Below are 10,361 nucleotides of genomic sequence, written 5' to 3'. Positions count from 1 at the left end.
GGGCACCATGGGCGTCGCGGTTTCCGCCCCCAACACGGGGCTCTGTATCGCCCGGCCGCCCCCCGTGGGCCCCCGGCCCGGCCCCCACCCCACCCGGCCCCGCGGCCCCGCGGTGGGGCGGCGGGCCGTCGGACGCCGTCCGGCACGGTCAGTCCATCGGCGGCGGGCCCGGCGCCTCCTTCGGCAGCCGCGCCGCGACCAGTGCCCCCAGGGCGACGGCACCGGCCGTGGCCAGCAGCGCGACCCGGTAGGGCCCCGGCTCGGTGCCGTGCGCGCCGTCCGCGGAGAGCGCCCCGATGAGCGCCGCCGCGCCGGCGATGCCGAACGCGCCGCCGAGCGTGCGGACGATGGTGAACAGGCCCATCGCCCGGCCCATCGCGGGCGGCGCGACGTCCGCGAACCCGGCGATCTGCACGGTCAGCACGGCGGTGCCCAGGATCAGGCCGACACCGAACATCAGCGCCCGGACGGCCCAGGCGTTCCCGCCGACGCCCGGCAGGGCGAGCGCGGCCAGCACCACGGCCGCCAGCAGCAGGGCCGGCAGCGCCAGCCGGCGCGGACCGAGCCGCGGCAGCAACCGGTCGACCACCTGGGAGGCCGCCATCAGGCCGACGGCCTCCGGGAAGACGCTCAGGCCCGCGTCCAGCGCCGAGGCGCCGAGGGCCGCCTGGTAGAGCAGGGGGAAGGCGAACAGCGCGCCCATCAGCCCGGCGGCGGTGAGCAGGGCCAGCCAGCTCGCCGCGCCGAAGGTCCGGTCGGCCAGCAGCCGCAGGTCCACCAGTGGTTCCCCGGTGCGCAGTTGGTGCCGCACCGCGAGGACGAGCAGCAGCAGACCGAGCGCCCCGGAGACCGTCACCGCCGGGGATCCCCAACCGTGGGCCGGGCCGAAGCCGAGCGCGTAGGTGAGCAGGCCGAGACCGGGGGTGGCGAGCAGGAAACCGGTGGTGTCGAAGCGGCCGGCCGGCGGCTCCTCCTGGTCGCGCAGGGCGACCGCGCCGATCACCACGGCGGCCGCCCCGATCGGCACGTTGACCAGGAACAGCCAGTGCCAGGAGAGGTGTTCGGTGAGCAGGCCGCCGAGCGGCGGGCCGAGCGCGGGCATCAGCGCGGTCGGCACGATCAGCACCTTGCCGAGGCCGGCCCGCTCGTGCGGTTCGAAGGCCCGGAACAGCAGGGTCATGCCGACCGGGGTGAGCAGACCGCCCGCCACGCCCTGCACGGCGCGGGCCGCGGTGAGCGGGCCGAGTCCGGGCGCGGCCGCGCACAGCGCGCTGGCCAGGGTGAAGACGGCGAGCGAGCCGAGGAAGACCCGGCGCACGCCGAACCGGTCGCCGAGCCACCCGGCCACCGGCAGACCGACCGCGAGGCCGACCAGGAAGGCGGTCTCCACCGCGTTGGCGGCGGAGACGGGGCGGCCGAAGTCCCCGGCGATGGTGAACAGGGCCGGGTTGACGATGGTCGAGTCCAGGCCGTTCATGCACATCGCGGCCGTGTAGACGAGCACCACGCCCAGGCGCCCCGCGAACCGCGGGCGCGCCGGGGCGCCGCCGCCCGGCCCGGCCCCGGCGGGGGTGCCGGGGCCGGGCTCGGTGTCCGTGCGGCTCATCGGGCCGGGCTGAGGTCGGTCCAGTGGGCGGTGATCCAGTCGAGGGCGGCGGCGCGCTCGCACGGCCCGTGGGCGACGGCCCAGCCGGCCGGGACGGCGGCGAAGGACGGCCAGAGCGAGTGCTGGCCCTGGTCGTTGACGAGCGCGAGGAAGTCGCCGTCGCCGTCGAAGGGGTTGGCGGGGGCGTCACTCATGGGGTGGGTTCTCCTGTGGAAGGGGTCCGGCGGGGCAGGGCTCAGCGACCGGCGTCGAGGGCGGTGAGGCGCTCGGCGACCACGCCCGCGATGTGCGCGATCGGCTCGGGCAGCGTCATGTCCTTGTGCGAACAGGCGACGTTCGTGTTCTCGATCCGCCCGGCCACCCAGGGCGTCCACTGCTCGGGCACCAGGGTCTCGTCGATGGTGTCGACGGTGGCCCGGAAGAACAGCACGTCGCCCTCGATGCGGCGGTGGTCGTAGCCGCGCACCAGGTGGTTGATGTGCAGGTAGATCCGGTTCAGCGCCTCGACGGTGGCGTCGTCCAGGCCGGCCAGCGGGCTGCCCTCGCGGCGCAGCACCTCGGTCACGTGGGCGAGTTCCAGCGGCCGCCCGCCGAGGTCCTCGGGTCCGAAGCCGCCCATGGTGAGCAGCGCCTCCAGGGCCTCCGCCTGGTCCGGGACGGGCAGGTCGCGGAAGCCCTCGGCCGGGTAGGCGTCGAGCACGGCGAGCAGTTCGACGGCGCAGCCGGTCTCCTGCAGCCGGGCGGCCATGGCGTGGGCGATGATGCCGCCCGTGGACCAGCCGAGCAGCCGGTAGGGGCCCTCGGGCTGGACCTCGCGGAGCCGGTCGACGTAGTGGGCGGCGAGCTCCTCCAGGGTGGCGGGCAGCGGCTCGCCGGCGGTGGCGGCGCCGACGCCCTGCGCCTGGAGGCCGTAGATCGGCACGTCCACCGGGAGGTTGCGGATCAGGCCGGTGTAGCACCAGCTGAGGCCGCCGGCCGGGTGGACGGCGAACAGCGGGGCGCGCCGGCCGGGGGCGGTGGGCCGCAGCGGGAGCAGGACGTCCAGCGCGTCGGCGCCGGGGGTGCCGGCCGAGAGCGCGGTGTCCAGCGCGGCGACGCTGGGCGCCTGGAACAGGGTGCCGATGCCGACCTCCAGCCCGAGCACGGCGCGGATCCGCCCGGCGAGCCGGACGACCAGCAGGGAGTGGCCGCCGAGGGCGAAGAAGTCGTCGTCGACGCCGACCGCGGGGACGCCCAGCACCTCGGCGAAGAGTTCGCACAGCTGCTGCTCGCGCGGGTTGCGCGGGGGCCGTCCGGCGCCGGCGGCGGGGGCGTCCGGCGCGGGCAGGGCGCGCCGGTCGAGCTTGCCGTTGGCGGTGAGCGGGAGTCGCTCCAGCAGGACGACGGCGGAGGGGACCATGTGGACGGGCAGGTCGGCGGCGGTGCGGGCGCGCAGGTCCTCGGCGGCGACCGCGTCGGCCTCGGGGGCGAGCACGGCGTAGCCGACCAGGCGCTTGTCGCCGGGGGTGTCCTCGCGGACGACCACCGCGGCGTCGGCGACGGCCGGGTGGGCGGCCAGCACGGCCTCGATCTCGCCGAGTTCGATCCGGAAGCCGCGGATCTTGACCTGCTGGTCGGCCCGGCCGAAGTACTCCAGGACACCGTCGGAGCGGCGGCGGGCGAGGTCGCCGGAGCGGTACATCCGGGTGCCCCGCTCGCCGAACAGGCCGGCGTGGGGGTCGGCGACGAAGCGTTCGGCGCTGAGCCCGGGGCGGCCGAGGTAGCCGCGGGCGAGTCCGGCGCCGGCCACGTACATCTCGCCGGTGACACCGGGCGGGACGGGCTGCAGGTGCGGGTCGAGCACGTAGACCCGCAGGTCGGGGATGTTGACGCCGATGGTGCTGCTGGTGCCCGCGGCGGCGCTCGCCCGGTCGAGGGCGATGTAGGAGACGTGCACGGTGGTCTCGGTGATGCCGTACATGTTGACCAGGGTGGGGGCGTCGTCGGCGTGCCGCTCGTACCAGTCGTCGAGGCGGCCGAGTTCGAGCGCCTCGCCGCCGAACACCACGTAGCGCAGGGCCAGTTCGCTGCCGGGGCGTTCCCGGTCGGCGGCGCTGAGCTGGTAGAAGGCGGACGGCGTCTGGTTGAGGACGGTCACCCGTTCGCGGGCGAGCAGGTCGAGGAAGGCCGCCGGGTCGCGGCTGACCAGGTGCGGGACGACGACGAGCCGGCCGCCGTGCAGCAGGGCGCCCCAGAGCTCCCAGACCGAGAAGTCGAAGGCGTAGGAGTGGAAGAGCGTCCACACGTCGGCGGCGCCGAAGCCGAACCAGTGGTCGGTGGCGGAGAACAGCCGGACCACGTTGTGGTGGGTGACGGGGACGCCCTTGGGGCGGCCGGTGGAGCCGGAGGTGTAGATGACGTAGGCGGTGTCCTCGGCGCGCAGCGGGCGGGTGCGCTCCTGCTGGGTGAGCGGGACGGCCGGGAAGGCGTCCTGCTCGCCGCCGTCGACGAGGAGCTGCGGGACGCTGTGGCCGGGCAGACGGGGCGCGGTGGCGGTGTCGGTGAGCAGCGCGGCGGGCGCGGCGTCGGCGAGCATGTAGGCGAGCCGGTCGGCCGGGTACTCGGGGTCGAGCGGCAGGTAGGCGGCGCCGGACTTGGCGACCGCGAGCAGGCCGACGACCAGGTCGAGGGAGCGCGGCAGGGCGAGCGCGACGATGGTTCCGGGGCCGATGCCGCGGGCGGCCAGCAGCCGGGCCAGCCGGTCGGCGCGGGCGCCGAGTTCGGCGTAGCCGAGCGACTCCCCGTCGCAGGTCGCGGCGACCGAGCCGGGGCCGGCGAGGGCGGCGGCCTCGAAGAGCTCGGGCAGGGTCGCGCCGGGCTCCGAGGTGACGGGGGTGCCGTTCCACTCGACGAGGGCGCGCCGGTGTTCGTCGTCGCTGATCAGCGGGAGCCGGCCGACGGTGGTGTCGGGTGCGGTGGCGGCGGCGGTGAGGAGCCGGGCCAGGCGCTCGGCGAGGGCCCGGACGGTGGCCTCGTCGAAGAGGTCGGTGCGGTACTCCAGGAAGCCCGCGATGCCGCCCTCGCGCAGTTCGCCCGCGTTGAGGGTGAGGTCGAACTTGGCGGTGCCGGAGGGGATCGCGGCGATGGTGGCGGTGAGGCCGCCGCCGAGCGCGAACTCCCGGTCGGGGACGGACTGCCAGGCGAGCATGACCTGGAAGAGCGGGTGCCGGGCGAGCGAGCGGGGCGGGTTGAGCTCCTCGACGAGGCGGTCGAAGGGCAGGTCGGCGTGGTCGTGGGCGCCGAGCACGGCGGTGCGGGCGCGGCCGAGCAGTTCGCGGAAGGTCGGGTCCCCGGAGACGTCGGTGCGCAGGACCACGGAGTTGACGAAGTAGCCGACCAGCGCGGCGGTCTCGTCGGAGTCGCGGCCGGCCACGGGGGTGCCGACCGGGATGTCGGTGCCGCAGCCGTGCCGGGTGAGCAGCGCGGCGAGGCCGGCCTGGACGGCGGTGAACACGCTGGTGCCGGTGGTGCGGGCGAGCGCGGCGAGGGCGGCGTGGGCGTCGGCGTCCAGGTGGAACGGCACGGTGGCGCCGCGGTGGGCGGCGACGGCGGGCCGGGGGCGGTCGGTGGGCAGGTCGAGCTGGTCGGGCAGGCCGGCCAGGGTCTTTCGCCAGTGGTCGAGTTGGCGCACGGCGAGCGGGCTGGGCGCGTCGGCGGTGCCGAGCAGCTTCGCCTGCCAGGCCACGTGGTCGGCGAACTGGACGTCGAGCGACGGCAGTTCGGGGGTGCGGCCGGCGAGGCGGGCGGCGTGGGCGGCGGCCAGGTCGCGGGCCAGCGGGGTGGTGGAGGCGCCGTCGCCGGCGATGTGGTGGAGCAGCAGCAGGAGGGTGTGGGTGCCGTCCTCGTGGGCGAACAGGGTGGCCCGCAGCGGGGGTTCGGCGCCGAGGTCGAAGGAGTGGCGGACGGCGTCGGCGAGCGCGCCGGTGCCGGTGTGCAGGGTGACCGGGGCGGGCGGCAGGATCCGCTGGTGGGGCTCGCCGTCGGCGGACTCGCCGTAGACGGTGCGCAGGGTCTCGTGCCGGGCCGCGAGGTCGGAGACCGCGAGCGCGAGGGCGTCGCGGTCGAGCGGGCCGGTGAGGGTGAGGGCGAGCGGGATGTTGTAGGTGGGGCTGGGGCCTTCGAGCCGGTAGTGGAACCAGAGGCCGCGCTGGGCCGGGGAGAGCGGCAGGTGTCCGGTGCGCTCGACCGGCACCAGGGCGGGGCGGGGCTCGGGGGCGGAGCGCTCGCGCAGCAGGGCGGCGAGGGCGACCGGGGTGGGGTGGCGGAAGACGTCGGCGAAGCCGACGGCGGTGCCCAGGGTGTCGCGCAGCCGGGCGGCCAGCCGGCCGGCCAGCAGGGAGTGGCCGCCGAGTTCGAAGAAGTCGGCGTCGCGGGCCGGGAGCGCGGGGTGTTCGAGGAGGTCGGCGAAGAGCCCGCAGATGATCTCCTCCTGCGGGGTGGCGGGCGCGGCGCCGCCGTCCGGGGCGGCGGCCTCCGGCTCGGGCAGGGCGCGGTGGTCGAGCTTGTCGTTGCCGGTGCGCGGCAGGTCGTCGAGGACGAGGACGGCGGCGGGCACCATGTGCTCGGGCAGCCGCAGGGAGAGGCCGGAGCGCAGCGCGGCGGGGTCGAGGACGGCGCCGGCGGCGGGGACGGCGTAGCCGAGCAGCCGCTTGCCGTTGGGGCCGGGGCGGGCGATGACCACGGTGCGGTCGACGCCGGGCAGTTCGCCGAGGACGGCGGCGATCTCGCCGGGCTCGATCCGGAAGCCGCGGATCTTCACCTGGTCGTCGGCGCGGCCGAGGAACTCCAGGGTGCCGTCGGGGCGGCGGCGGGCGAGGTCGCCGGTGCGGTACATCCGGTCGCCGGGCGGGCCGTAGGGGTCGGCGAGGAAGCGTTCGGCGGTGAGGTCGGGGCGGCCGAGGTAGCCGCGGGCCAGGCAGGCGCCGGCCACGTACAGTTCGCCGGCGACGCCGTCGGGGGCGGGGCGCAGCGAGCCGTCGAGGACGTAGGCGCGCGAGCCGCGGACGACCCGGCCGACGGGGGTGCCGTCGGGGCCGGGGGTCCAGGAGTAGGCGTCGACGGTGGTCTCGGTGGGGCCGTAGAGGTTGACGGGGGTGAGGCCGTCGACGGCGGCGAGCCGGCGCCAGAGCGGGTCGGGGGTGGCCTCGCCGCCGACCGCGATCACGGCGGGCAGGTGCCGGCCGTCGGCGAGCAGGCCCTCGCCGAGCAGGACGTCGAGGTAGGAGGGGGTGACGTCGAGGTAGTCGGTCCGCTCGCGGTGGACGTGGGCGGCGAGGGCGGCCGGGTCGCGGTAGGTCGCGTCGTCGAGCAGGTGGAGCTCGTGGCCGTGGAGCATCCACAGGACCGGGTCCCAGGAGGCGTCGAAGGCGAAGGAGGCGCTGTGGGCGATCCGCAGGCGCTCGCGGCCGGTGCGGGCGACGGCGGGGGCGATGTGGTCCTCGCCGTGGCCGGCGTGCAGGTTGGCGAGGGAGGCGTGGGTGACCACGACGCCCTTGGGGCGGCCGGTGGAGCCGGAGGTGTGCAGCAGGTAGGCGGTGTGCTCCGGGCGGGGCGCGGGCAGCGGCCCGGTGGGGAGCGCGGCGAGGCCGGCGCGGACGGCCGGGTCGTCGAGGACGACGGCGGGGCGGGTGCCGGCCCCGGGGAGCGCGGCGAGGGCCTCGGCGGTGCCGACGGCGCAGACCGGGCGGGTGTCGTCGAGGATGTCGGCGATCCGCTGCCGGGGGTGGGCGAGGTCCAGGGAGAGGCAGGCGCCGCCGGCCCGCAGGACGGCGAACATGGCGACCAGGGTGTCGGCGCCGCGCGGCAGGGCGAGGGCGACCGGGGTGCCGGGGCCGACGCCGAGCGCGGTCAGGCGGTGCGCCAGGCGGGTGGCGGCGGTGTCGAGTTCGGCGAAGGTGAGGGTGGTCCCGCCGCTGCGCAGGGCGACGGCGCCGGGGGTGCGGGCGGCCTGCGCGGCGAGCAGTTCGGGGACGGTGCGCGGGGCCGCGGGTTCGGTGCGGCCGGCGGTGGCGCGGCGCAGCGCGTCCTCGTCGAGCAGGTCGATCCGGGCGATCGGGGTCTGCGGGTCGTCGAGCAGCAGGGCGGCGAGGCCGTCGAGGTAGCGGAGCAGGCCGTCGAGGTGGGCGGCGAGCGCGTCGGCGCCGTAGTGGTCGGGGTGGCCTTCGAGGCCGATCCGCAGGGCGCCGTCGGGGCCGGGCGACACGGCGAGGGCCAGGTCGTCGACGGGGCCGGCGGCGAGGTTGCGGACGGTGGCGGGCAGGCCGGCGAGGTCGAGGTCGCCCTCGAAGGCCTTGATGTTGACCATCGGTCCGAACAGGGCGCGGCGGGTGCCGGTGAGGGCGAGGTCGCGGCGCAGGTCCTCCAGCGGGTAGCGCTGGTGGCGGCGGGCCTCGCGGACCTCCAGGACGACGCGGCGCAGGAGTTCGGCGGCGGTGTCGCGGGGACGGACGGCCAGCCGCAGCGGCAGGACGTTGGCGGTGGCGACGGGGGTGCGCAGGGCGGCGGGGCCGCGGCGGTTGGCGAGCGGCAGGCCGAGCACGACGTCCTCGGTGCCGGCGAGGCGGTGCAGGTAGCCGGCGGTGGCGGCGATGACGAGTTCGGCCCAGGTGGCGCGGGCGGCCTTGGCGGCGGCCTCCAGCCGGGGCAGGGTGCCGGCGGGCAGTGCGGTGGCGAGCCGGGGCAGGCCGGCGGGGCCGGCCGGGGTGCCGCCGGGGAGGGTGGCGGGGGCGTCGGTGCCGGCGAGCCGGGCGCGCCAGAAGTCCCGGTCGGCGGCGCGGTCCGGTCCCTCGCGGTAGGCGGCCTCCTCGGCGGCGACCTCGGCGGGGGTGGCGAAGGTGCGCCCGCTGGGGCGGGTTCCGCCGGCGAGGGCGGTGTAGAGCTCGGCGACCCGGCCGGTGAGGAGGGTGAGGGCGTAGGCGTCGACGGCGAGGTGGTGGACGCGCTGGTACCACCGGTGGCGGTCGTCGGCGAGGCGCAGCAGGGCCTGGGTGAACAGCGGGCCCTCGGCGAGGTCGACCGGGCGGGCGAGGTCGGCACGCATCCAGGCCTCGGCGGCGGCCTCGGGGTCCGCGTCGGCGCGCAGGTCGAGCCGGTGGAGGGTCCAGGGGCGGCCCGGGAGCAGGCGCTGGCGCGGGGCGTCGTCGCCGCCGTCGGTGACGACGACGGCGTGGAGGGCGTCGGCCTCGCCGACGGCCCGGCGCAGGGCGTCCTCGAAGATCCCGGTGTCGAGCGGGCCGGTGATCTCGACGGCGTCGCCGGTGTTGTAGACCGGGTTGCCGGGGTCGAGCGCCTGGGCGTACCAGATCGCCGCCTGGGTGGCGAGCAGCGGCACGTCGGCGGCGGGGACGGCGACGGGGTCGGACGCGGCCTGGTGGCGACGCATGGTTCTGAGAGCTCCTCGGGTCCGGCGCAACGGAACGCCTACTGCCTACTTAGGTTAGCCTAAGCTATCTGCATATCGTCTGGTCAACAGCCTGCCGGGAGGCAGGCCCTGACGCCCCCGGAGGCGCCGATGTCCCCCCTGAACGCGACCGAGCCGGCCGTGGCCGCCGGGGCCGCCGACCCGGGCCTGAAGGAGGCCGTGCGCGAGCGCGTGCTCGCCCACCGGGAGGAGCTGCTCGCGCTCAGCCGCCGCATCCACGCCCACCCGGAGACCGCCTTCGAGGAGCACCGGGCCGCCGCCTGGTGCGCCGACCTGCTGCGCGGCCACGGGTACACCGTCGAACCGGGCGTGGCCGGCCTGCCCACCGCGTTCGGCGCGACCCTCGGCAGCGGCCCGGTCACCGTCGCCCTGGTCTGCGAGTACGACGCGCTGCCCGGCCTCGGCCACGCCTGCGGTCACAACCTGATCGCCGCCGCCGGACTGGGCGCCGCGCTCGGCCTGGCCCCGTACGCGGACCGGCTCGGGCTCACCGTGCGGGTGATCGGCGCACCGGCCGAGGAGCGCGGCGCCGGCAAGGCGCTGCTGCTGGACGCCGGCGTCTTCGACGGCGTGGACGCCGCGATGATGGTCCACCCCTGCCCGGTGGAGGTCGCCGACTTCCACTCCTTCGCGCTCGGCACCCTGTCCGTCCGCTACACCGGCCGCGCCGCCCACCCGAGCCTCAACCCCCACGAGGGCCGCAACGCCGCCGACGCGCTGACCGTCGCCCAGGTCGCGCTCGGGCTGCTGCGCCAGCACCTGCCGCCGCACTGGCGGGTGCACGGCGTCACCACGGCCGCCGGCACCGCGCCCAACCTCATCCCCGACAGCGCCACCGCCGAGTACGAGATCCGCGCCTCGGCGGCCGAGGACCTCACGGAGCTGCGCGCCCGGGTCGAGGCCTGCTTCCGGGCCGGGGCGCTGGCCACCGGCTGCGAGGTCGAACTGACCCGCCCCGAACCGGACTACCTGGACTTCCGCGGCGACGCCGGCCTGCTGGCGCTGTGGCGGGCCAACGCGGCGGCGGCCGGGCGGCCGGAGCCGGTCGAGAGCGGGCCGTTCGCCTGCACCGACATGGGCAACGTCTCGCACGCGCTGCCGGCCATCCACCCCGTGCTGGACATCACCGGCGGCGTCTGCGGGCCGCACGAGGCGGCGTTCGCCGAGGCCGCCGTGGCGCCGGAGGCGGACCGGGCGGTGCTGGAGGGCGCGGTCGCGATGGCGTGGACCGCGGCCGACTTCGCGGCGGCCCGGGGCTGAGGCACCGGACGGCGGCCGGCGGGGTCCGCCCCCGGC

Annotated in this window: 4 protein-coding genes; 1 reads left to right on the top strand and 3 read right to left on the bottom strand. The window is 77.1% G+C overall.

Going from position 1 to position 10,361, the window contains the following annotated elements:
- Nucleotides 1-148: 148 nt before the first annotated feature.
- The 3 genes from ACFCX4_RS30230 to ACFCX4_RS30220 are packed head-to-tail and all read right to left on the bottom strand — an operon-like array spanning nt 149 to nt 9,026.
- A complete protein-coding gene (locus tag ACFCX4_RS30230) occupies nt 149-1,606 on the bottom strand; it encodes a DHA2 family efflux MFS transporter permease subunit (RefSeq protein WP_376149283.1) in 1,458 nt (485 codons plus the stop codon).
- Nucleotides 1,603-1,800 carry an MbtH family protein gene (locus tag ACFCX4_RS30225; protein ID WP_376149280.1) on the bottom strand — a complete coding sequence of 66 codons (198 nt, stop codon included), beginning with the start codon at nt 1,798-1,800 and terminating at the stop codon, nt 1,603-1,605. The genes ACFCX4_RS30230 and ACFCX4_RS30225 overlap by 4 nt, the downstream gene beginning before the upstream one ends.
- Nucleotides 1,801-1,841: 41 nt before the next feature.
- The gene (locus ACFCX4_RS30220; protein ID WP_376149277.1) at nt 1,842-9,026 is read right to left on the bottom strand and encodes an amino acid adenylation domain-containing protein; all 7,185 of its coding nucleotides are present in this window, start codon (nt 9,024-9,026) and stop codon (nt 1,842-1,844) included.
- A 129-nt stretch (nt 9,027-9,155) separates the two neighbouring features.
- On the opposite strand from ACFCX4_RS30220, the gene ACFCX4_RS30215 reads away from it, so the two are divergent.
- Nucleotides 9,156-10,325, top strand: coding sequence for an amidohydrolase (locus ACFCX4_RS30215; RefSeq protein ID WP_376149274.1), 1,170 nt, complete (start codon nt 9,156-9,158; stop codon nt 10,323-10,325).
- Nucleotides 10,326-10,361: the final 36 nt, after the last annotated feature.

Source organism: Kitasatospora sp. NPDC056327 (assembly GCF_042261735.1).
In the GTDB taxonomy this organism is placed as follows: domain Bacteria; phylum Actinomycetota; class Actinomycetes; order Streptomycetales; family Streptomycetaceae; genus Kitasatospora.
The sequence above is the reverse complement of the archived record's forward strand: the minus strand, read 5'-3'. Positions and strand labels throughout refer to the sequence as shown.

What these genes read in the sequence shown, in the direction of transcription:
- ACFCX4_RS30215 (WP_376149274.1), top strand. Translation starts at nt 9,156, where the DNA reads ATGTCCCCCCTGAACGCGACCGAGCCGGCCGTGGCCGCCGGGGCCGCC.
- ACFCX4_RS30230 (WP_376149283.1), bottom strand. Translation starts at nt 1,606, where the DNA reads ATGAGCCGCACGGACACCGAGCCCGGCCCCGGCACCCCCGCCGGGGCC.
- ACFCX4_RS30220 (WP_376149277.1), bottom strand. Translation starts at nt 9,026, where the DNA reads ATGCGTCGCCACCAGGCCGCGTCCGACCCCGTCGCCGTCCCCGCCGCC.
- ACFCX4_RS30225 (WP_376149280.1), bottom strand. Translation starts at nt 1,800, where the DNA reads ATGAGTGACGCCCCCGCCAACCCCTTCGACGGCGACGGCGACTTCCTC.